This window comes from Gilliamella sp. B3172 (assembly GCF_026536465.1).
Classification (GTDB): Bacteria; Pseudomonadota; Gammaproteobacteria; order Enterobacterales; family Orbaceae; genus Gilliamella.
Genome location: NZ_JAFNOA010000002.1, coordinates 238,149 through 262,105, shown reverse-complemented (window position 1 = coordinate 262,105; position 23,957 = coordinate 238,149). Strand labels below are relative to the sequence as shown.

At 39.4% G+C, this 23,957-nt stretch carries 22 protein-coding genes; 10 read left to right on the top strand and 12 right to left on the bottom strand.

The annotated features are described in order from the left end of the window. A complete protein-coding gene (gene pbpC / locus J3U37_RS03900; RefSeq protein ID WP_220219335.1) occupies positions 1–2,340 on the top strand; it encodes a penicillin-binding protein 1C in 2,340 nt (779 codons plus the stop codon). Between the two features lie 397 nt (positions 2,341–2,737). After that, positions 2,738–3,751, top strand: coding sequence for an amidohydrolase family protein (locus tag J3U37_RS03895; RefSeq protein WP_220219334.1), 1,014 nt, complete (start codon positions 2,738–2,740; stop codon positions 3,749–3,751). Between the two features lie 316 nt (positions 3,752–4,067). Here J3U37_RS03895 and rluB read toward each other — a convergent pair whose 3' ends face one another. The 4 genes from rluB to rnm all read right to left on the bottom strand — a co-directional run bounded on the left by rluB (position 4,068) and on the right by rnm (position 7,292). After that, entirely contained in the window at positions 4,068–4,952 is an 885-nt protein-coding gene (gene rluB, locus J3U37_RS03890) for a 23S rRNA pseudouridine(2605) synthase RluB (protein ID WP_220219333.1), read from the bottom strand. Positions 4,953–4,994: 42 nt separating this feature from the next. Continuing rightward, a complete protein-coding gene (locus J3U37_RS03885; protein WP_267329690.1) occupies positions 4,995–5,699 on the bottom strand; it encodes a DUF3592 domain-containing protein in 705 nt (234 codons plus the stop codon). A gap of 31 nt (positions 5,700–5,730) precedes the next feature. Continuing rightward, positions 5,731–6,351 (bottom strand): L-threonylcarbamoyladenylate synthase, encoded by a 621-nt coding sequence (locus J3U37_RS03880; RefSeq protein WP_220219331.1) that lies wholly within the window; start codon positions 6,349–6,351, stop codon positions 5,731–5,733. A 107-nt stretch (positions 6,352–6,458) separates the two neighbouring features. After that, positions 6,459–7,292: an RNase RNM gene (gene rnm, locus J3U37_RS03875; RefSeq protein WP_267329689.1), complete on the bottom strand. Its 834-nt coding sequence runs from the start codon at positions 7,290–7,292 to the stop codon at positions 6,459–6,461. Between the two features lie 72 nt (positions 7,293–7,364). On the opposite strand from rnm, the gene rraB reads away from it, so the two are divergent. Continuing rightward, positions 7,365–7,760, top strand: coding sequence for a ribonuclease E inhibitor RraB (gene rraB / locus J3U37_RS03870; protein ID WP_220219329.1), 396 nt, complete (start codon positions 7,365–7,367; stop codon positions 7,758–7,760). A gap of 117 nt (positions 7,761–7,877) precedes the next feature. On the opposite strand, the gene J3U37_RS03865 is transcribed toward rraB, so the two are convergent. The 5 genes from J3U37_RS03865 to prfA form a co-directional block, all read right to left on the bottom strand. Next, positions 7,878–10,550: a beta-N-acetylhexosaminidase gene (locus J3U37_RS03865; RefSeq protein WP_267373415.1), complete on the bottom strand. Its 2,673-nt coding sequence runs from the start codon at positions 10,548–10,550 to the stop codon at positions 7,878–7,880. Between the two features lie 9 nt (positions 10,551–10,559). Next, a complete protein-coding gene (locus tag J3U37_RS03860; protein ID WP_220219327.1) occupies positions 10,560–11,975 on the bottom strand; it encodes an OprD family outer membrane porin in 1,416 nt (471 codons plus the stop codon). A 556-nt stretch (positions 11,976–12,531) separates the two neighbouring features. After that, the gene (kdsA, locus tag J3U37_RS03855) at positions 12,532–13,386 is read right to left on the bottom strand and encodes a 3-deoxy-8-phosphooctulonate synthase (RefSeq protein WP_305054793.1); all 855 of its coding nucleotides are present in this window, start codon (positions 13,384–13,386) and stop codon (positions 12,532–12,534) included. Positions 13,387–13,404: 18 nt separating this feature from the next. Further along, a complete protein-coding gene (gene prmC / locus J3U37_RS03850) occupies positions 13,405–14,241 on the bottom strand; it encodes a peptide chain release factor N(5)-glutamine methyltransferase (protein ID WP_220219325.1) in 837 nt (278 codons plus the stop codon). Continuing rightward, positions 14,238–15,323 (bottom strand): peptide chain release factor 1, encoded by a 1,086-nt coding sequence (gene prfA, locus J3U37_RS03845; protein ID WP_220219324.1) that lies wholly within the window; start codon positions 15,321–15,323, stop codon positions 14,238–14,240. Before prfA ends, prmC begins: the two co-directional genes overlap by 4 nt. A gap of 363 nt (positions 15,324–15,686) precedes the next feature. Here prfA and J3U37_RS03840 point away from each other — a divergent pair, with 363 nt between their 5' ends. From J3U37_RS03840 to J3U37_RS03830, 3 genes are all read left to right on the top strand, one after another. Continuing rightward, complete coding sequence (locus J3U37_RS03840; protein WP_267373414.1) at positions 15,687–16,871, top strand: carbohydrate porin; 1,185 nt, start codon at positions 15,687–15,689, stop codon at positions 16,869–16,871. A 170-nt stretch (positions 16,872–17,041) separates the two neighbouring features. Next, complete coding sequence (gene manA, locus J3U37_RS03835) at positions 17,042–18,229, top strand: mannose-6-phosphate isomerase, class I (RefSeq protein WP_267373413.1); 1,188 nt, start codon at positions 17,042–17,044, stop codon at positions 18,227–18,229. Between the two features lie 151 nt (positions 18,230–18,380). Continuing rightward, the gene (locus J3U37_RS03830) at positions 18,381–19,136 is read left to right on the top strand and encodes a GntR family transcriptional regulator (protein WP_220219321.1); all 756 of its coding nucleotides are present in this window, start codon (positions 18,381–18,383) and stop codon (positions 19,134–19,136) included. Between the two features lie 116 nt (positions 19,137–19,252). Here J3U37_RS03830 and deoC read toward each other — a convergent pair whose 3' ends face one another. Then, the gene (deoC, locus tag J3U37_RS03825; protein WP_267335857.1) at positions 19,253–19,975 is read right to left on the bottom strand and encodes a deoxyribose-phosphate aldolase; all 723 of its coding nucleotides are present in this window, start codon (positions 19,973–19,975) and stop codon (positions 19,253–19,255) included. A 194-nt stretch (positions 19,976–20,169) separates the two neighbouring features. Here deoC and J3U37_RS03820 point away from each other — a divergent pair, with 194 nt between their 5' ends. From J3U37_RS03820 to J3U37_RS03805, 4 genes are read left to right on the top strand one after another with little or no spacing between them, the layout of a single operon-like run. Next, positions 20,170–20,592 (top strand): PTS sugar transporter subunit IIA, encoded by a 423-nt coding sequence (locus J3U37_RS03820; protein WP_267373412.1) that lies wholly within the window; start codon positions 20,170–20,172, stop codon positions 20,590–20,592. Between the two features lie 27 nt (positions 20,593–20,619). Beyond that, the gene (locus J3U37_RS03815; protein WP_267335859.1) at positions 20,620–21,111 is read left to right on the top strand and encodes a PTS system mannose/fructose/N-acetylgalactosamine-transporter subunit IIB; all 492 of its coding nucleotides are present in this window, start codon (positions 20,620–20,622) and stop codon (positions 21,109–21,111) included. A gap of 24 nt (positions 21,112–21,135) precedes the next feature. Continuing rightward, positions 21,136–21,966 (top strand): PTS mannose/fructose/sorbose/N-acetylgalactosamine transporter subunit IIC, encoded by an 831-nt coding sequence (locus J3U37_RS03810; RefSeq protein ID WP_267373411.1) that lies wholly within the window; start codon positions 21,136–21,138, stop codon positions 21,964–21,966. Between the two features lie 14 nt (positions 21,967–21,980). Next, complete coding sequence (locus tag J3U37_RS03805) at positions 21,981–22,808, top strand: PTS system mannose/fructose/sorbose family transporter subunit IID (protein WP_267373410.1); 828 nt, start codon at positions 21,981–21,983, stop codon at positions 22,806–22,808. A 235-nt stretch (positions 22,809–23,043) separates the two neighbouring features. Here the strand turns inward: J3U37_RS03805 and J3U37_RS03800 are convergent, their stop codons facing one another. Further along, complete coding sequence (locus J3U37_RS03800; RefSeq protein ID WP_267373409.1) at positions 23,044–23,184, bottom strand: hypothetical protein; 141 nt, start codon at positions 23,182–23,184, stop codon at positions 23,044–23,046. Positions 23,185–23,623: 439 nt separating this feature from the next. Then, positions 23,624–23,827, bottom strand: a complete 204-nt coding sequence (locus J3U37_RS03795; protein ID WP_267373408.1) for a hypothetical protein — start codon at positions 23,825–23,827, stop codon at positions 23,624–23,626. Positions 23,828–23,957: the final 130 nt, after the last annotated feature.

Genomic DNA, 23,957 nt, shown 5'->3' with positions numbered 1-23,957 from the left:
ATGATTGGATTTATTGTTCGGCAACAAAATAAATTAATGGCAATTGTATTAATCTTGCTAACACTCGTTGCAATTCGCTTATTTCCTCATCCTCCTCTATCCGAATCTCTCTCTTTTTCTAAACGTTTTTACGATGATAACAATCAATTAATCAGAATGACCTTAGCCGACGATGACCGGTATCGGCTTTGGACACCACTTGAAGAGATATCGCCAGATATTATTAACGGCTTATTACTGCATGAAGACCAATGGTTTTATTATCATACCGGCTTTAATCCATTTAGCTTAAGCCGAGCATTTTGGCAAACGTTCGTGAGCGGCGGGAATCGACAAGGCGCATCAACCATTACCATGCAACTGGCTCGCATGCACTGGCGATTAAATACCAAAACGATAGGCGGAAAACTCACCCAAATTGCCAGAGCTATCCAGCTAGAATTAATGTATTCCAAACATGATATTTTAGAAGCTTATCTCAACTATGCACCGTTTGGACGAAATATTGAAAGTATCGGGGCGGCATCATTAATTTATTTCAATAAACCGCCTTCAGAAGTCAATCTACCGGAAGCCTTAACGTTAGTTGTGTTACCGCAATCACCAACCTATCGAACTGATCGCAAAACCGGCATAGCTGGCCCGGCACTGATTAAAGCAAGAAACATGCTTTTTCAACGTTGGCAAGAAAAATACCCGGTTGATAGTAATATCGCTGCACTTTTCGATCAAAAATTGGTTTTACGCCAACCGGAAAAACTACCATTTGTCGCGCCTCACTTTGTTAATCAAATCATGCAAGACCATGTCAGTAATGATCTGGAAGTCCACACCACATTAGATAGCCAATTACAAAAAATTATCACCACACAGGTTGAAGCATTTATTGAACGAAACAGCATAAAAGGCATCAATAATGCAGCTGTTATATTAGTTGATACCCAATCAATGGAAATTAAAGCGCTGATCGGGTCTGCTGACTATTTTAATCAAGCCATTGAAGGGCAAGTTAACGGAACGAATGCCAAACGGTCACCCGGTTCAACGCTAAAACCATTTATCTACGCACTTGGTATCGATCAAGGTTTATTGCATCCTCAAACAATCCTTAAAGATGTCGCAACCAATTTTGGTGCCTATACTCCGGAAAACTTCGACCGTAACTTTCGAGGCCCAATTTCTGCAACTGATGCTTTAATTCACAGCCGCAATATCCCCGCTGTGGCTATTGCGCAAAAATTAAAAAAACCCTCTTTTTATGAATTTTTAGTTAATACGCATATACAAAATTTAGCTGATGAAGCGCATTATGGCTTAGCTTTGGTGTTGGGTGGTGGCGAGATAACTGCTCAAGAGTTAGTGAGTCTATATGCAATGTTGGACAACGGTGGTAACTGGCAACCATTAAAATTTATTAAACACGATAATCAAGTGGAGCCAGAACGACAGTTAAGTGAAGAAGCCGCATTTATGACGCTTGATATGCTGAAAAAAAATACTCGTCCACAAGATATACTGAGCAAAATGCAAAAGAAAATGATTCCCGTTGCGTGGAAGACCGGCACCTCGTGGGGATTTCGTGATGCTTGGACTGCCGGCAATTTTGGTCATTATGCCATGGTAGTATGGTTAGGCAATTTTAATAATCAAGGTAACAATGCCTTTGTTGGAATTGATGCAGCAACCCCACTATTTTTTAATATTGTTGACAGCATCAATGCCTATTATCCTAATATACGCAAAGAAAAGCACCGTATACCGCCAAATTTGAAGCGTGTCGATATTTGTTTAACCAGTGGTAACTTAATGACCCAATGGTGTAAAGCAAAAGGTAAAACATGGTTTATTCCAGGCGTATCACCGATTAAACCCGATACCATTTTCAGACCAGTAAGGGTTGATAATCAAACTGGCAAAGCGGTCTGCCCGCCTTATGATATGGAAAATTCGCATATTGAAGTTTTTGAATTTTGGCCGTCAGATTTAGCCGCTATTTTTGCAAAAGCCGGATTACCGAAAAAAACGCCACCGACAACCCAACATTGCCAGACGGTGCAAAGTCTAAATGGCGAACCCCCTAAAATAACTTCACCGCTTAAAAATGTCGTTTATCAGTTTAGACAAAGTAAGCAAAAAAGTGAGCGAATTAGTTTCACAGCCAATAGTGACGGCGATGTTAAAACACTCTATTGGTTTGTTAATGATACCTTCATTGGGCAATCTGAGCCACACACATCACTAAGCTGGATACCAACCCAAAGTGGATCGTTTAAAGTACTTGTACTTGACGACCTGGGAAGAAGTGATTCAAGAACAATTAAAGTAGAACTATTAAATTAAACCTATTTTGCCACGCTTCTTTGCTTTGTCTCAATTTTGCGACACAAAATTACTCGATATCATAATGAGTTAACTATTTTTATCGGTTTCATTACCGATAAGAGTTGATTAAAATTTGATTCCTCACCGTAAAAATCTAAAAAATAATACTTTAACTATATCATTTATTTAAATATTTTTATAATTATAACACTTGCTATTACCCGTGATTTGGTTAGAATTCTTGCAATTTATTGCATAGGTAAAGCGTAACAAACCATGACAAATCACAATTTAGTTATCCTTAACAATAAACTTTTAAGCACCTTTTATATCCTCCTTTTTGGGGGATTTTTTTTGTCTTTTTTTCATCTTATCAGTAACACTTGTTTAAGTCATTTCATCGTAGAGGCACATTATGACAGATAATAAAAAAATGTTATTAACCAGTCGAGATCAAAGTTTAAAAGCATTTTTAATGAACAAAATTAAGCAAAATGGTGGTTGGGTTAATGCTCATATGCATGCTGACCGAGCTTTTACGATTAACGTTGACAGCTTTGATGTGTATCAAAAACAATCATTAATTGAAAAATGGGATACCTTAGATAAAGTTAAAGCCGCCATGAGTGAAGATGATTACTACCGTCATTTTAGCATGGCAGTTGAACGAATGATTGAACAAGGTGTCAGTGCCATGGGATCGTTTGTTGACATCGATCCTATCGCTCAAGAAAGAGCAATTAAAGGCGCATTACGAGCCCGTGAAACCTATAAAAATGACATCACCATAAAGTTAGTGAACCAAACACTTAAAGGCGTGATTGATAAAGAAGCTCGCTATTGGTTTGATAAAGGCGCTGATTTAGTCGATATTATTGGTGGATTACCTCGCCGTGATGAACGTGACCATGGTGAAGGTATGGGACTTGTTCATCTTGATGTGCTCATGCAAACAGGTAAATCACTGGGCAAAATGGTACATGTTCATGTTGACCAATTTAACTCATCCGATGAGATTGAAACAGAGCAACTGACCGATAAAACGCTTGAACACGGTATGCATGGAAGAGTTGTTGCCATTCACAGTATCTCAATCACTGCGCATAGCTTAGCCTATCGGCAAAAACTCTATAAAAAAATGAAAGAAGCAAAAATGATGGTTATTGCTTGCCCGTTTGCCTGGATTGATAGCCCACGCCGTGAAGAGCAAGGACCAACTCGTAACTCACTAACGCCGGTTGACGAGCTGGCAGCGGCAGGCATTCCGGTTGCCATTGGCACAGATAACGTTAGCGATTATATGCTTCCTTTTTCAACCGGAAATATGTGGGAAGAACTCAAACTATTGGTAACCGGCTGCCGTTATACTGATTTAGATAACGTAGTGAATGTGGCAACCAAAAATGGGCGAATGGTATTAGGGCTTTAATCGTTTTTAAAATACTCAATAACAAGCGCTCTGCTTGATATGATCGTCGAGCCTTGTCGAGCTTACAAAACTTTTAGAGTTAGCTTATAGAGCATGTAGTAGATTTAGGGCGTGTAGTGCATGTAGAGCGTGTAGAGCATATAGAGCGCGTATAAAGCATATAGAGTTTGTAAAGCATGTAGAGCTTGTAGAGCTTGTAAAAAGCATTAAGGCGTTATTCACTGTTTAATAAAAATAGTGGCAAATGTCTTAATGCTTTAACACAAAAATGTGCTATCCCCAATAACACAGCGTTTATTGGGAATAGAAGATAGATTTATTTACGTGTAGGCTTTTTGCTGGTTGCTTGACGTGGTGATTTAGCTAAACGGTCAACTCTTGCTCGTTTTGGTCTGACGATTCGCTTATCTGATGAAGCGTTAGTTTTGGTAAAACTTTTCACTTCGGCCGGCAAACCGACCAGATCACGCAAATAGTTAACCGAATCAATACCGAGTTCAATCCAAGTGCCTCGTGAAAGTCCTTTAGGTAACGTAATATTGCCATAGCGAATACGAAGCAAACGGCTAACTTGTACCTCAATGGCTTCCCACATTCTACGAACTTCTCGATTACGACCTTCGGTTATAACAACATTAAACCACTGATTTAAACCGTCGCCACCTTGCGCTTTAATCGATTTAAATGCCGCTGGTCCGTCTTCCAGTTGTACACCTTTACGCAATTGATTGAGCTGTTGATCGGTCACATTACCAAAAACTCTTACCGCATATTCACGCTCGATCTCATGCCTTGGATGCATAAGTCGGTTGGCAAGTTCGCCGTCGGTGGTAAACAGTAATAAACCAGAGGTATTAATATCAAGCCTGCCAATATTAACCCAACGTGCATTTTTTAAACGAGGCAAATGTTCAAATACCGTTGCCCGACCTTGTGGATCATTTCGGGAACAGATTTCCCCTTCAGGCTTATAGTAGGCTAAAACCCGACAGACCTCTTTTTCTTTACTTCTCAATTGAATTAAGTGGCCATTGATTCGAATCTTAGGGTTAGTATTGACATCAACACGGTCACCTAAAGTGGCTATTTTACCGTCAACACTGATTTTACCTGCACTAATCATGGCTTCAATCTCACGACGAGAGCCATTGCCTAAATTGGCTAACACTTTTTGTAATTTTTCAGAATTCAATTTTTTCATTTTGCCTCGCTACCTTCACAGGTATCTTTATTTAATGATGATTTATTTTACCTTAGGTAAAAAACTAATATCGACATAATAACGTTTTGGATTTGCTTCATCAATATAGACAGTTATTGTCTCTTTATCAATGAAAGGACTAGGATCAAACCAAATATTTTCGCTTTCAAAAAGATAGACATGATTTGATGTTATACTGTCTTGCCATTGACAGTAAATGATATACGGCGAGCGACCTCGAACAGATAATGCGGTGTTTTGTTCAACCGTATTTATCTTCGCTTCAATTTGTCGGCCACTTGTCAGCATCTGACGTTTTAATTTATTTTTCTTAAATTGATAATAAAAATAACTAATACTAATTAAAAATAGTAGGATGCCAATGATTCCAAAAATCATTTCGCCAAGCCACATTGAGAAGAAAGTATTAATTTTTGCATGATTCGAATTTAACGGATCATATAAAATTTCAATCTCATCGCCTTTCTCATAGGCGGGAGGATTACTACCAACATTTGATTTCACCTTTCTAACTTGTTCTTGATTATCAACAAATTGAAAGATAGGAAAATAAGAAACTGATCGGTTGCCATCAGAATCTTTTGAATACGACTCTTCAAAATCAACAATGGTGCCTGTAGCACTGACTGAAGAATTAATAAAATCTATCTGTTTTATCGATTGACGCGCTACCAATATTAATATTCCAATACTGATTATAAAAATAAATGCCATGACTTTTTTCATTTTGTTTTCCTATATTAATTTATAATTTTATTTATATAAAAGGTGCGGTATCACCGCTACCTTGTCGAACTATATCAGGATAATCATGAGTAAGATCAATCACTGTGGTGGGTTGTTCGCTAATATAACCACCATGAACAATGGCATCAAGTTGATGACCAATTTTATCTTCAATCTCGTCCGGATCGGATTGTGCTTCTTCATCATTAGGTAAAATTAAGGTGGTAGTCATTAAGGGCTGACCTAATAATTCGAGAAGCGCTAAATCTATTTTATTATCAGGAATGCGTAAGCCAATGGTTTTACGCTTTTCGTTCATTAAGCGGCGTGGCACTTCTTTACTTGCCGGTAAAATAAACACATATTTACCCGGTGTATTATTCTTCAATAACCGAAATGTTGTATTATCGACAAAGGCATAAGAAGAAAGCTCAGAGAGATCACGACACATTAAGGTAAAGTTGTGATGCTTATCAAGATTGCGAATCTGACAAATACGATCAACGCCATATTTATTATCGAGTAAACAACCAAGCGAATATCCCGAATCGGTAGGAAAGGCAATCACACCGCCGTCGTTTAATATTTTGACAACTTGATCTAACAGACGTGTTTGTGGATTATCAGGGTGAATATAAAAAGTTTGGCTCATAATGTTCTTCTATGTTGATAAATTTAACATCGGATTTTAGTGCTCAAGATTACAGCGACAATATCGCTTTAACACGTAACTAAAATCGGCTTCATTTCTACTTGATACTAAATTTCCCAATTATGCCATATCGGGGTAATACTATCGGGTAATGGTGTTGTTTTACCCAAATCAAGATAATTAACCAAATCATGAAAATCGGAGCCTTGTGAAGCCAGTAATTCAAACTCATTGGCTAATTTAGCTAAACGTTGTAAATCATCTTGCGTTTGTCGGCTTTGCGAAACTTCAAGCGCATCACCGCCACAATCTTTAAAATCTTGAATTAATAACTTTAATTTGGTTAACGTTAAATCGTAACGAGTCGGGTGCGCTAACACGGCTTGCCCACCTGCGGTATGAATCGCTTCGACGGCATGAGCAATACTACACCACTGCGCAGGCACATAGGCATAACCACCTTTACCTAAATAGCGTTTGAATGCACGTTTAATATCTTTAACATGACCATTTGCCACTAAAAAGCGGGCAAAATGTGCTCGTGATACAATATCCCCTTTAGCAAATTGTTGCGCTTGTTGGTAAGCGTTTTCAATACTAACTTTAGCCAACTTCTCGCTAATTGCATGCGCTCGGCTAATCCGCCCTTGCTCTTGTGATGATAGTAACGCTAATAACTGTGGATTATCGATATCAACATTTAGACCCACAATATGGATTTCGTTATGTTTCCATGCGGTTGATATTTCAACACCACAAACTAATTTGACCGGTAAATGTTCATTTTCAATCGTCGCTCTTGCCTCGGGCAAGCCTTTGACCGTATCATGATCGGTAATGGCTAAAAGATCGATCTTGTTTTCAGCCGCTCTTTTGACAAGCTCACTCGGTGTTAAAATACCGTCTGATGCGGTAGTATGAGAATGTAAATCGACGATCACACTTTTTTCTCGAAAATAATTTTTAAACGTGTAATATACCACACAATTTGCGTGACCACTAAAAGGTAAATTATGAAAGATCAAATTCTTCTTGCTCAACAAAATACTCTGGAAATTATTGAAAACCTATTACAAGACGGTAGCGATCCTCATGCGCTTTATATTATTGAACACCATATCTCATCACAACATTTTGATAAACTTGAAAAAGTTGCAGTTGAAGCCTACAAACTAGGCTATGAAGCAACCGACCCGGATGAAGATATTGATGATGCAGGCAATGCGATTATTGGCTTTGATATTGTTGCCGAATGTCCACTAGATGCTAAATTAATTAATGCGCAGATTGAACAAATTGTTACTTTGGCAAATCAATTTGGCGTACATTATGACGGGTGGGGAACTTATTTTGAAGACGGCAGTGATGAGATATTTGATGACATATTTGAAGAAGAAACACTGCACTAATTCCTATCGGCAGTTATCAGCCCCTTTGATTAAATCAAAACAACTCAACTAATTTTATTTAATCCAAACAAATTCTTATCCGTTTGATTAACGGATAAGAATTGAGTATTTAATGGATTATTTCACTTGTTCTACCCGACTTGTTCTTTTTTGATTTGGCGAAACACTGCGAACAACAATTGTCTCTCCCTTATTAATTGCCACCGGCGTAGTGTAACGGTGCCAGGTTTTGCCGTCATCGTTAGAGTATTGAATATGCAAACCCGGGAAAACAATGTTAGCGGTTAGCTGGCCATTTTCAACTTTTGCACCGGGTAGTGGTAAGCGATAATCAATTGCAGCAAGATCGAGTTTAGATAACGCTTTTTGCCCAACTACATTAGCAAAACGAGTCCAGTCATCAAGTAACTTTTGTTGGTCTACATAGTGCGTTTTTCCTTGTTCATATTCACGATCTTTTTGATAATCCGTTTCCCAATCGGCTTTATGCCAAGCTCGTTCCGCTACTGCTAACAGTCTAGGGTACATCATGTATTCCATTTGCGCATCCGTGCGAACAATTTCACTCCATAACTGTGCTGACAAGCCATAACTGCCTGTCCAATTCAAAGTACCTTTGGCGCTAAATACATTACCGTCACGATCGGTTGAGGTTTCGGCGTTTTGCGGTAAATTATTTGGCGCAAAGCTAAACATTTTGCGTTCATCATTAAAACGGGTACCCCAATAATAGCCACTCTCTTGGGGATTGACTTCATACGGGAAATCAAGATAAACATAATCCGGATTTGAGATAATCATCTGATAGCCTTTGTTTGTCCATTCACTGGCTGAATCATATCCTCCCCAATAGAGCGCATCCCAAAAGTTAACTGTTACTTTATCGACAGCAAACGCTTTAGCATTATCGGCATGTTTTACGCCGTCTTGCCATGCCTGCATGTGATTGATGCCATGGTCTTTGATAATCTTACTGGCTTGAATTGCAAAATAGCTAGGTAGATACTCAATATCTTTAATCACCCCTTGTTTAACCAGTGTTTGACAAGCTTGCGATTTTGCCCAAGGATGATCTTCAACGCTTTGATCAACTAACCCTTTACCCTCAACTTTGGTCGCAGCATGGAGGTCTTGATAGCCATTACCTAAACGAATGTTTTTCGCCTCATCGCCACCAAAATGCCAAACGGTGAGTGGTTGCCCGGCTTCGTTATGCATTTTTGCAATTTCAGTAATCACTTTATCGACAAAACGTTTAGATGAATCTAAGCAAGGATTTAGATAACTTTTTCGATCGTAAAATTGTACCGTTGTCGTATTTGAATCATCGGTAGGATCAACTAAACGAAACTCATTAGCTTCTGCTTGTTTACCTTCTGCCATGAGGCGTTGATAACGTGCTTCCATAGACATAATTGCCGCTCTGGCATGTGCCGGCATATCAATTTCGGGGATGACATCAATAAAGCGATCTTTAGCATATTTGACAATTTCAATATAATCACTGCGACTAAAGTAGCCACTACCTAAATTATCACTATCAGGCCCCGATCCTAATTGTGGTAATAAACATTTTGTTTCACTCAGATCGTGACAACGCTTACTACCAACATCGGTCAATTCCGGAAGTCCCGGGATCTCAATTCGCCAACCTTCATCGTCACTAAGGTGAAAATGGAATTTATTTAACTTATAACTCGCCATTTGATCGAGTAACCTTAGCACCGCTTGCTTTGTTTTAAAGTTACGTCCGGTGTCTAACATAATGCCCCGATAATCAAAACGTGGAGAATCTTCGATTTTTACCATAGCAATGGTTGGCTTTTCGGTGACCGGAATCAACGATAAGATCGATTCTACGGCGTAAAAAATTCCTCGCTCATCAAAGGCAGTAATGGTCGCTTGCTTATCGTCAATATTGAGTTGATAAGCACCCGATACCCCATTTTTAAATTTGCTCGCATCAATATTTGCAACAATCTTATAACCTTTATCGGTTAATGCGATGCCTAAGTTATCAAACTGCTGATTTAAAACTGATAAGCTGGCGTCATTAAGTCCTTTTAATTGAAGATGAATGCCATTTTTATCCAGCGTGATATCTTTTTCAGCAAGGGTAAGATGTAAAGGCGTTGGAATAATTTGCCCACGCAATGCTTTTTCATCAAGCGGTTTAATATCGGCATTACGCTCAAACCGAGTGACTGGCGTCATTAAAATATTGTGATCATCAGGCGTGCGCTTCCACTGCTCACCAATCGGTGACACAAAATCCGCCAAGTTTTCAGTGTTAGTATTACCGATAACTTTTGGCGTGGCATCGGTTGATGTCACATACCAACGAGGGATGACATCTGATTGGCTTAATTGCCAATACTCGCCAATGATAGGAATATCAATGCTACTTTTAGCCGGAAAACCGGTAAATTTTTCGGTCGGTTCGATTTTGTGAAGATCACCGGTTAGATGCGTAATTTTAAACTGCTCATTATCAACCGCAAGAATCATACGAATGCTACTGAAATAGATTGCCCAGTCTTTATCTTTAATTTCCGAACCGGTATTGGTTAAAGAGATGTTGGCTTTAAAACACGATGCCCAATCGGCACCTAAAGCCGCACAATCCACACCATGTTGCCCAACAAAATTATCAACAACTTTAAAATTAACATCAAGTTGTGAACTAATTGCATCGACAATTTGTTCCGATGCCAATGCCGATTGTGAAGCACCTAAGCTTAATAACGATGTTATCGACATTGCTAATATGGCTGTTTTAAACTTTTTCATAATATTTACCTATTTTTGTTTAGCATTGAAAATGGTGAATGGAACAGTAACAATGAATTTAATATCTCGCTCATCCTGGAAGATATTGCCATAGCCACCTCCCCAGCTAGGTATACTATTTGAGTGATTATTATACTTAGTGTAATGCAATTGCATTGACACATCTTTTGCTAAGCCATTTTGTACGGTGTAACCTAAATCGAAGTTATAAGCCGACTCAATTAAGCGTCGTTTTTGGTTTTTTTCGGTCGAATTGGGTTTAGCATCCCAACCATAGGCATAAGATGCCCCGGTTTTCCAACCGGCTAAATAAGATGACAGATCACCTAAATCGTAAGTCACTTCAGCAAATAGGGCTTTTTCCCCATTCGCATTGAAGTCAGATCGTGAATTCCACCACACATCTAAACGACCGTTTGAAGAAGCATAATCCGGCGTCATACGTTGTAAAAAGAAGCCTTGTTTACCTTCAGCCTTAACCGCTACCCCTTCAAGGCGTAAACCAACAGGTCCGACTTGATAACCTAATGTTGCCGCTTGTAACCATGCTAAGCCGTCGTAAACATTATCACCTTTATGAGACTGGTCTTTTGCTCCATAAAATTGATAGCTCATGGTTAACGGATTATCCAGCACATCGGTTTTATAAGACACTTTACCAAAATATTGATTCATATAATTTTTGGCTTGACCAAAGGCGGTTTCTAACACTAAATCATTTTTAAAGTCGTATTTCAAACCGGCAGAATGTAGATAATCAATCTTCTTGCCTTTGCCCCATTGTTTAAATTCATAAAGACGTTTATACCATGGTGCTTTATATCTATCTGACCACATATAAGACATCGATAAGGCGCCGGCTTGATCAAAATCGAGAGTAGTACCTAATTCAAAACCGCGGTAAGTACCGGGTAATAAACTCCAGTGAGGGGCTAATAATGTTTGACCGGACGGCTGAATAAAACCGGCTTTTAGCCAAAAGTGTTCATCTTGTTTAAAATTGACTTGTGCTTTATAAAAGCTCACCCCACTGACATCTTTTTTCCAATCCTCATCCCAGCGAGTACGTGCACCACTAAAACCAATTTCATTTGGATGACCATTACCACCATTGCTTACTTCCCAAGCGCCATATCCGCCCAGCTCAATGGCAAACATATCGGCAATATATCCTGAGCGAAAATCTAAATTAGCATTAAAGGTAGATTGACGAATATTGCTTTCATATTTATGTTTAATAACATCTTTTCGTTCTCGATCTCGATTCCAGAAAAAGATATTACCCGAAAGCGAAGAATCATCAATAAATGAACTGTTGTCGGCAGCTTGCGCAGGCACAACACTGGTTAAGAGAGAAATGGATAAAATCAGCTTGGTTATACGATTTAATGAACGGCGTGTTAACAAAGGTTTAGGTAAATTCATATCGGCTTCCTTAAGATGACTTTATTTCATGTATAATTGAGCAAATTGTAACGATTTATCTCAATTAGTAAAAAATCATTTTATTTAAAAAAATTAATTAAATAGTCCTATTTCATCGCACCTTTTAACAATTATGTATCACCAAGTTCTTATCAAAATTTTAAATAATTGCCTATAAAATGCTATTTAATAATGCATAAACATATTTTAGTTAGCAAATTAAATGTTCTTAAATCGTGATCTTCATCACCAAAATAGCCATTTTTTTTGCTATTTACTCGATTAATATCTTAACTTTTTTCGGAATAAAAAATAAGAAATCCGTGTTTTTATTTAAGGAATAGCTCTTTTTTTGATATTTTCAGGTTTTAAATCGCGTGGAGGATAAAATCGACTAACAATTAGCAAAAGTAGAAGAGGTACTGACTGAAATTGAGCAAAAAGGCACAAAAAAAAGAGAAACGGATAAGGTTTCTCTTAAAATATTGAAGATTATAGAAAGTTAAACGTAAAATATAAACTTTTTAATTGATACCAACAAAGGCAATAAAGGCGATTAATTTTCAGTATCAATCTCATCAAAACTTTTGACCAGCTCATCAATTGCTTTCATCTGAATTAAGAAAGATTCAAGCTTATCCAACGGTAGTGCCGACGGACCGTCACATTTTGCATGAGCAGGATCAGGGTGCGACTCTAAAAACAATCCGGCAATACCAACGGCCATACCTGCACGTGCCAGTTCGGTGACTTGTCCTCGACGTCCACCGGATGCGGCGCCCATTGGGTCACGGCATTGTAAAGCATGGGTTACATCAAAGATAACCGGTGAACCGTGACTGACTTTTTTCATCACGTTAAAACCTAGCATATCCACCACCAGATTATCATAACCGAAGCAACTACCACGATCGCAAAGAATAACTTGATCGTTGCCGGCTTCTTCAAATTTTTCAACAATATTACCCATTTGTCCCGGGCTAACAAATTGCGGTTTTTTAACATTAATCACTGCGCCGGTTTTCGCCATGGCAACCACGAGATCGGTTTGGCGGGCTAAAAAAGCGGGTAGCTGAATAACATCAACTACATCGGCAACGGGCTGGCACTGCTGCTCGGTATGCACATCAGTAATAATTCTCACCCCAAACTGCTGTTTGAGTTCCTGAAAAATTTTCATTCCCTCTTCTAAACCCGGTCCACGATAGGAGTGGACAGATGAGCGATTGGCTTTATCAAAAGAAGCTTTGAAAATATACGGGATATCGAGTTTTTCAGTCACAGTGACATAGTGCTCACAAACTTTCATAGCTAAATCACGTGATTCTAAAACATTCATGCCACCAAATAGCACAAAGGGTAAATCATTGGCAACGGTAATATCACCGACTTTGACTTTTTTTTGCTTCATCATAAAAATATTTCCTGTTTAAGGTTTAAACCAGCGACCGAGCGTGACTCTGTCATTGCCACTATAGTCGGTGAAGGTTTCGACTAATTGAAATCCGTGTTGTTTAAAGATTGTTTGCACTGCAAGGCCTTGTTTCCAGCCATGCTCTATTAGCAACCAGCCATATTGATTTAAATGTTTAGTTGCCCCATGCACAATCACTTTAATATCCGCCAGCCCGTCATCTTCTGAAACTAATGCACTTCTAGGCTCATAGCGCACGTCCCCTTGTGATAAATGAATATCGGTCGGTTCGATATACGGTGGGTTACTGATAATCATCGAAAATTTGCGATTCTTTATCGGTTTATACCAATCACCGTGTAAAAAATAGACGTTGTTAACACCTATCTGACTGGCATTTTTTTGCGCTAAAAGCAGTGCATCTTTATTCTTTTCAATCGCAGTAAACAGGCAGTCCGGGCGTTCAGTTGCCATCGCAATAGCAATGGCTCCGGTGCCAGTGCCAAGATCTAACACTTCGCAAGGCACTTTAGGCAAATAGTCTAAACTAAGCTCAACTAATTTTTCGGTATCTGGTCGGGGTATTAAGGTCGAATTTGACACATTAAATTTTAAAGACCAGAACTCTTTTTCACCGGTAATATAAGCGATTGGCTCACCAACTTGACGCCGTTTTAAGTAACCGTCTAAAGCGATAAGCTCCTCATCTGACAGCAAGGTTTCACTAAAGGCCATTAAAAATGTTCGGGTTTTGTGAGTCACAAAACTCAATAAAATCTCGGCATCCCGCTTTGGGCTGTCACTATCGGTTAACGATTGAGAAGCAGATTTAAGCCATTGTAAATAGGTCATTCATCCTGTTCCGATAAAGCAGCCAATTGATCAGCTTGATACTCTTGAACAATTGGATCGATTAACATTTCTAACTTACCTTCCATGACTTCATCTAAACGATAAATTGTTAAGTTGATACGATGATCGGTCACCCGACCTTGCGGATAGTTGTAAGTTCGAATGCGATCTGAGCGATCACCCGACCCTAATAAGTTACGTCGAGTTGAGGCTTCTTCTTGCTGGCGTTTACGAGTTTCAGCATCTTGAATACGCGCCGCTAACACTGACATCGCTTTGGCTTTGTTCTTATGCTGTGAGCGCTCATCTTGACACTCCACCACAATACCGGTTGGAATATGGGTAATACGTATCGCTGAATCGGTGGTATTAACATGCTGACCACCGGCACCGGATGAACGGTAGGTATCGATTTTTAAATCAGCCGGATTGATTTCTGGCATTTCAGCTTCCGGAATCTCCGGCAAAACCGCAACGGTACAAGCGGAGGTGTGAATACGCCCTTGTGATTCAGTTTCCGGCACACGTTGCACACGATGCCCGCCGGATTCAAATTTTAAATTACCATAAACACCGTCACCGCTGACCAGCATAATCACTTCTTTATAGCCACCATGTTCGCCTTCGCTAGCGCTCATAATTTCAACTCGCCAGTTACGTGATTCTGCATAACGGGTATACATACGGGCTAAATCGCCGGCAAAAATGGCCGCCTCATCGCCGCCGGTACCTGCTCTGACTTCAACAAAACAGTTGTAATCGTCATTCGGATCTTTTGGTAATAGCAGAACTTGCAACTCTTTTTCTTGTTGCTCAACTTGACCCAATGCTTCATCCAGCTCTTCTTGTGCCATTTCACTCATTTCAGGATCAGATAGCATCATTTTAGCCGTTTCAATATTTTCTTGTGTCTGTTTCCAGCTAGCAAAGCACTTCACCACGCCGGATAATTGAGCATACTCTTTTGAAAGGGTGCGAAAACGGTTTTGATCTGCAATAACAGCGGCATCTGACAATAACGCTTGAACTTCTTCATAACGCTCTTGTAGAGTCTCCAACTTACTGATAATGGATGATTTCATAAATATATCTATTTTTGGTGATGATTAATTAAATTTGCCCGGCATTATATACTTAATCGCCTATAAAATACAGTTTCTACTTCCTTGCAAATTATTCTCGCCCTTTCGCATTAACGGCTTAAAAGACCAGCAAAGTATATCGAGGATAAATCATTTCACTAAAAATGTTACACGTGTCACAGAAATGAATCTTTACAGTTTGCAAAAACCGCTACGACCTATAACATCAAAAATGTAAACGATATCATTTCTTATTTAATTGTATCATTACCACTAATAATACGTGCTTAATCAAGTAAAAAATGTTATCGCATACATCACTTGTGACAGATTGAATATTTTCGCTATTAGGGAGTGGGTTTTATGAAAAAAATAGTCATGATTAGCTTAATTGGTATAAGTTCAATGGCAAATGCCGCAATCGAGTGGGATACCCCACAAGGGCAACTAAAATTATATGGCGATGTTGAGATTAATGTTGATGCCGCCAGCAGTAAACAACAGCTAAGCTCGTTAAAAGAGACCGCCGATAAAAAGAATAAACCGTCTGATAAAGATCATTGGGATATCAATGGACGTATCTTAATCGGCTTAGACGGTTACCGTGAAATTAACGATAAAAACTTTGCCGGCTTTGTTGTTCAGCCACTTGCCGATCTGGGTGGCGATATGAATCTGGATGATGCGGCTTTCTATTTTGGGCAAAAAAATGAGTGGAATATCAAAATCGGCCGCTTTGAAGCTTATGATATGTTCCCGCTTGGGCAAGATACCTTTTTGGAGTATTCGGGTAATACCGCCAATGATTTATATGAAGACGGCTTTGGTTACATATACATGATGAAAGAGGGACGAGGACGCAGTAAAAATGGCGGCAGTATTGCGTTAAATAAACCGTTTCTCGATAACTTTAATTTTCAATTAAACACGTTAGTTAACAATGGCGAGAAGATGTTTAACAAATCAACGTATCATGGTTATCAGATCGATAAAAAGAAAAACGTTGTCTACTTGCGCCCGGTTTTGTCGTGGAAAAATGACCATTTTTCAACGGCAATAGCCGCCGAAACCAATATCGTTAAAAATGCTTATGGTTATCACGACAGTGAAGGCAAGTTTCACGATCAGTCGAAACGAACAGGATATGGCGCAACCATTTCATGGAACAGTGAAGGTGATTGGGATGCCGCTAATAAAGGGCTTAAAATCAATACCAGCTTTGCCTATATGAACGCCCAGGATGAAAAAGATATGACAATCGGCACCGATATCGTTTGGGAAAAACTGGGGCTTGGCTACTATTTTGCCAATAACGATATCAAAAAATTCAATCCGGAAAACCATATCAAAGACGGTCATATCAACAATAAAGGCAAATATAAGATCCACACCGTCAATGCCTCTTATTTGATTGATAATGTGTTAGACATGGACAACTTCAACCTGTATTTAGGGACTTACTGGTCAATATTAGACAGAAGTAAATCGCATGGTGACAACACCGATGACCGCTACGGGGCACGAGTCAGATTTAAATATTTCTTCTAACTAAGCTAAATCAAGCTTAAATAAAATAAGCCGATTTATGCAGACATAATGCAATAAATTGGCTTATTTTAATAACAGTTGCATAGTTTTCTGGCAAGCGTATAGTTAAAGCAGTCTGGTTAAATTAGACAATATTGACATCACTAGGCAACTTAAAGCGGGATGAAAATATGGATAGAACAATATGGAAACTGGAAAATACGATTAAATATTACGATTGGGGTAGTAAGGATGCGATAACCAAACTATTTGGCATCAAAAATCCTACCGATAAACCCATGGCAGAAGTCTGGATGGGAGATCACCCGTTGGGAAGCTCGATAGCTATCGACAAAGCGCATCAGCCTATCAAGCTCGATAAACTCATCGAAAACTCACCACTTGCGACACTGGGTGAAACAACGTTTAAAACCTTTGCCGGTCTGCCCTTCTTATTTAAAATTCTCTCGGCAAGCAAAGCACTATCGATTCAAGTGCATCCAACACAAGCCAGCGCTAAATTAGGGTTTGAAAAAGAGAACCAATTCGGTATCGCCCTCAATTCACCTAATCGCAACTACAAAGATGCCAATCATAAACCGGAGTTAATTTATGCCTTAACCCCGTTTAAAGCGATGCGTTCATTTCGACCGATTGCGCAAATAGTGGCGCTGTTTGAGCAACTCGCTCTGCCGTCTTTAAGTGAGCAAGTGGCTCAATTGAAAAACAACCCCTGCCCCGAGCAGCTAAAATGTTTTTTCCAATTTTTGCTTACCCTTGCTGGTGATAATAAGCAAACCGTGATAAGCGAGTTACTGTCTAGCATAACACCATTGATTAAAGAGCCTTTTATCACCATAAAACAACTGGCGAAAGATTTTCCGGGCGATATCGGAATTATCATGCCATTATTGCTCAATATTATTGAACTCAAACCGGGACAAGCGATGTTTTTAGCAGCACAAACACCGCATGCTTACCTCAGTGGCACCGGGCTGGAATTAATGGCGAATTCAGATAATGTATTAAGGGCGGGATTAACCCATAAACATATTGATATTACCGAATTAATCAACAATACCAGTTTTGTCAGCGCTCAAGCCGATCAATTATTGATACAACCGGTAATCAATCAAAATAAGATTGATTACCCCGTTCCGGTTGAAGATTTTAAGTTTGAAATTATCCAAAGTGACAATCAAACACGAGAAGATGAAGTCAGCTCGCCACAAATCCTATTGTGTTTGCATGGCGTAGTCAGCTTATCAACGGCATCTGACACTATCACGCTAGCAAAAGGTGAAAGTGCATTTATTGCCTATCAAGCTCAACAATATACTTATCAAGGAGAAGGCATCTTAGCCAAAGCGTTTAATTAATCTTATTAGTTATAAACCAATTAAATTGCTTATATGATGTGAAAGTTAAGCCCAAAATAGTTTGCTAATAAATCGTTTGTGGTAAAAAACTAGCTTAACTTTCTAAAGGCTATTGTAGATTTAATTTACATAAATTAAGCTTTCGATTAATATGTCGTTATATAATTTATCCGACGCTATCATTATGAATCCTATTAATAAAACGCCACGTCATCTGATTATTCAACAAGATTTATTAAAAAAAATACAGTCAGGTCAATATCCTCAAGGGCAATTAATTCCCAAAGAGTGTGAGCTAACCGATATTTATCAAGTCAGCCGCCCGACTGTCCGGCAAGCAATTCAACACTTAGTTAATGAAGGCTATTTAGAACGACGAAAACGACGAGGCACAATCGTTAAGCAACAGAAGATAAATCAAGAATTTACTCATATTATTGAAAGTTATGATTCTGAAATGAATCGCAAAGGCTTACAACCCAAAACACAAGTGCTAACCTTCAAAATAGACAAAGCCACTTGCGAAATCGCAACCAATTTGCAAATTGATGAAAACGATGAGGTTTATAAACTCGTCCGCCTGCGTTATGCCGAAAATAAACCAATTGTGCTCGTTACCACCTATTTACCGGTTGCACGGTTACCCAATTTTCTTGATCACGATTTCACCCAAGAAAAGCTTTATAGCGCATTGGAAAAGATGAACTACCCGATATTGCAAATTCGCCGTAAATTAGAGGTTATTAAAGCCGATGAAACCACCAGTGACTTGTTAGATATTGAAGAAGGCGATCCGATTTTTTATTTTCACTCAACCGCCTTCAGCCAAGAACGACTGGCAATTGAATATTCAATTTCCAAATATCGGGGCGATATTAACTCTTTTATTTTTGAATTAAATCATTAAACCACAACCAAAAAAGGCGTACTGCTTTATTCGCTATCACACATTAGTCTAGTGAGTATATCAATGAAAACCAAATATCCTTGACCGACTGGTGATCAAGGATATTTTGCTATGGCTTACTTCATGCACTGCACATCAATCGTTTGTTGATGACTGTCAAGCAATGTTTGTTTGATCGCTTCAATAATGGCGATGCCGGAACTGGTACCAATTCGCTCCGCCCCAGCCTCCAGCATTTTAATAAACGTATTGGCATCCCGAATTCCACCGGCAGCTTTTACTTTGACGGTATCCCCGACATGCTGTTTCATCAGTTTCACATCTTCAACCGTTGCACCGGTTGGGGCAAAACCGGTTGAGGTTTTAATAAAATCCGGTTTTACTTTAACCGCAATCTGGCACAGGGCAATTTTCTCGGCATCGGTTAAGTAGCAATTTTCAAAAATCACTTTTGAAATAACTTGATGTTTGCGACAAATCGCTACAATTTGCGACATTTCATCTTCAATATAAGCTAAATTACCGATTTTCAATTGGGTAAGATTAATCACATAGTCAATTTCGGTAGCTCCATTATCAATGGCATTTTGGGTTTCAAAACATTTTGCTTCAATTGTCGTTTGCCCCAAAGGAAAAGCAATTGCCGCCCCAATACCGACATCACTGCCCTGCAACAAACTGGCACAAAGCTTTGACTGTACTTGATTAATTGCCACCATTTTAAAATGATAGTTTTTTGCTTCAAGGCAAAGTTTTTCCATCATTGTTGGTGTGGCATCGGCTTTTAAATTGGTGTGATCGATTAATCGGCTTAACTGCGCTAAAGAATATTTTTTCATGTTTTTTATGATCCTTCAATCCTAATATGTAAATACATATATTAGAAATAATCTTCCTTTTGTCAATCAATATTGCCACCAATTTGTGATAAACATCCCAAAATCAAACAAATAAAACATAATCTATTTGTTATGCTAAATTCAATATGTAAATATATATTTATACCGATCGTACAATCAATGGAGGAACGATAATGAAGATAGTAGTCACGTCACACGGAAATTTGTGCGAAGGGATTTTATCCAGCTACCAAATGATAGCGGGCGATAGCGCCAGTTTTATTGCGGTCAAACTCGATGAATCCGGCATTGGTGGTTTTTCGGCAAGATTAACGCAAACCCTAGACCAATTATTAACGGAGCAAAATGGGGTTATCGTTTTAAGTGACATCGTAGGCGGTACGCCCTATAACGAAACGTTACGTTATGCATTAGCTCATCCGGATCGGGTGTTTCTTATTGCCGGTTTGAATTTACCGATGTTGATTCAGGCAGGGACAGCGTTAGAAGAGGCTAGCGATATTCAAGCGGCAGTTCAATCGATTGTTGAGGTAGCACAAAGTGCGGTGACACTAGCTAAAACGGCAATCGATAGTGATGACTGTTTAGATTTTTAATAGGTAATCAGATAGGAGTTAACAGCGATGACAATTACATTAACCCGAGTCGATGATCGTGTTATTCATGGTCAAATTATGACGCGTTGGACTAAAGTGAGACCGGTCGACGGCATACTGGTTGTCGGTGACAATATTGCCGCCGATGAGTTACGCAAAAGGGTATTAAAAGCCGCTGCCGGTAATTTGAAAATTGGTATTTATACCGTCGCCCAAGGGGTTGATAAGATTCAGCAAGGCATGGAATCAACGAAAAATTTTTTTCTAATCAGCGATTCGCCGCAAACGTTTGAAAAACTCCTTAAAGCAGGTGCAAAACTCAATCCCACACTCAATATTGGCTGTATGAATACTCGAGCCGGCGCTAAGGTACTCGGTCGAACGGTTGCTATTGATCAAAATGACTACCAAGCTTTTGACTATCTGGAAAGTCAAGGTATCACGCTCGAATTTCAACTGTTACCAGATGACGAACCGAAAAGCTGGTCGGTGATGAAAAAACGATATGACACCTTATGAGGATCTATTTAAGAGGAAAACATCATGGAAACGATACTTTTTATTCCTGCCCTACTGACCGCCATTTTTTGCTACTTAGGCGCCATTGAATCCCCATGGCTCTTTGGGATGTCCGGTGGCTTTTATGCGGTAGGTAGACCACTGGTTGCCGGCTTACTTGTTGGCTTTGCCTTTGGGGATATTCAATCTGGTGTGGCGTGTGGCTTAGCGGTGCAGGCGGTGTTTATTGCCAATCTATCCACCGGCGGCGCCACCAACAGTGAAATTACCTACGCCGCTTATGGCGGTATTGGTTTAGCGTTAGCCACCACGAAAGAGCCGGCGGTTGCCGTCACATTATCGGTACTTATCGGACAGACTTTTGGTTTGATATTTTATAATACCCGCATGGCGCTTTATTCGTTTTGGAACAACAAAGCGCAACAAGCAGCACAAAACAATAATCCTCGAGGTATTGTGCTAAATCATCTTATCTATCCGCAAATTACCACCTTTTTGATTCGAGCCGTGCCGATATTTTTAGCTATTTTTTACGGTTCGGGTTTAGTTGACTGGTTATTAAGTCATGTACCGGAAGTTATCACCAAAATCATCTCAGTTTTAGGTGGCGTATTGCCGGCGCTGGGCATTGCGATGCTGATGAATATCGTCATTAAATCTAAAATTCAGTTAATTTTCTTCTTTGCCGGTTTTGTGTTACTGGCGTTTGCAGGCTTAAGCATGATCGCATTGGTGTTTATTTCCGCTTTGGTCGCTTACCTGTATTACATGGCAACCAACAAGCCAGCGGTTGCCAATAATAACCCAGCAAATGATACAAATTCAGACATATTTGAAGATGATGATCTGTTCTAATAGGAGTTGTACTAATGGATAAAGTCATTAACAATCAATCAAGATTGACAAAAAAAGAGTTACGCCAAATTTGGTACCGTTGGGGATTTACCCATTTATCCTCAATGAGTTATGAAAAGTTACAGGCGCATGCCTGGGCGTTTTCTTATATTCCCTTTGCTGAAAAATATTACAAAGACGATCCGGAAGCGAAACGCCGGTTATATATTCGGCATTCAATGTTTTATAACACCGAACCGCAAACCGGGCAGATCATTAATGGTATTGTCGCTTCTATGGAAGAAGAGATAGCCTTAGGCAAAAATGTCCCCGAAGAGCTACCGGTCAATATCAAAGCCACCCTTATGGGGCCATTAGCGGGTATCGGTGATTCGCTTATTCAAGGCATTATTGTGCCAATTTTATTATCGATTGCTATGGGTATGGCAGCAAATGGCAATCCGATTGGACCTCTATTTTATATTCTCGCTTATGGGATTTTAGGTCCGCTTATCTCTTATTTAAGTTTCTTTTATGGGTATAAGCTAGGCGTTAATGCGATCGATAATATTATCGGGGATAATGTTAAACGCATTACCGATGCCTTTAATATTCTTGGCATTATGGTGGTAGGCGGGCTGGCCGCCGGCAATATTGTACTTAACTCTACGCTGGAAATCCCCATGGGTGAGTCGATGCGATCATTGCAAAGTGTGCTTGATGATATCTTCCCGAAAATATTACCGCTGTCAATGGTGCTTATTGCTTGGTGGTTGGTGTCGGCAAAACAGCTTAGCGCAACGAAAGTTATTCTTATTTTAACGGCGATTACCACTGTTGGGGTGGTGTTGGGGATTTTTTAAGTTCCTTGTGGATAATGGGGATATTTTGAAAATATCTTAAAATTTTGTTTTTATACTTAAATAAAGGTGTTTTCAGAAGGATCTTGACAAGAATTTGTGTTTTTTGCTTAAACACCTATATTTTCTGAAACTTCTTGACAAGGTTTTACTTTCGTTGAAAGTTTCGAGTTTTTGGTATGCAGGTTTCGGACGCTATTAATTGGTTGGTTTTTTCATTCCGGTGCCTGCGTCCGAATTAGGGGGATTTTTTGCGAAATCCCCCTAATAACCCCCTCGCAGCACCACCCAAAGCGGTCTTCGACTGCCCTCCGCCTTCGTTCGGTCTTAACGCACCGGCGCTGATTTGTTCCGGACAAAGCAGCGCCTCGCCAAACATCCCTGTTTGGCGTGCTAACCTCTCTCAGTTGTCGGCGCTTTGTGAAGGTGCGGGTTGGTGCATGTTTTAGCTTTTGGGAAAAGTAACGATTTGGGTTTGGAGATATTTTAAAAATTTCTTAAACTTTTGTTTTTATACTGAAACGTAGGGTTTTTCTGAAAGTTCTTGTCAAGGTTTCCTATGACTTTTAAGTTATTATTATAGGTAGCAATGTGAATTTTTCGATATATTTGAAAATATCATGAACAGTTATTTTTATACTAAAACGTAGGTGTTTTCTGAAAGTTCTTGACAATGGTTTGTGTTTTTACTTAAACACCTATATTTTCTGAAACTTCTTGACGAGGTTTTACTTTCGTTGAAAGTTGCGAGTTTTTGGTATGCAGGTTTCGGACGCTGTTAATTGGTTGGCATTTTCATTTCGGTGTCAGCGTCCGAATTAGGGGGATTTTTTGCGAAATCCCCCTAATAACCCCCTCGCAGCACCACCCAAAGCGGTCTTCGACTGCCCTCCGCCTTCGTTCGGTCTTAACGCACCGGCGCTGATTTGTTCCGGACAAAGCAGCGCCTCGCCAAACATCCTTGTTTGGCGTGCTAACCTCGCTCTGTTGTCGGCGCTTTGTGAAGGTGCGGGTTGGTGCATGTTTTAGCTTTTGGGAAAAGTAACGATTTGGGTTTGGAGATATTTTAAAAATTTCTTAAACTTTTGTTTTTATACTGAAACGTAGGTGTTTTATGAAAGTTTTTGGCAATGGTTTGTATTTTTACTTAAA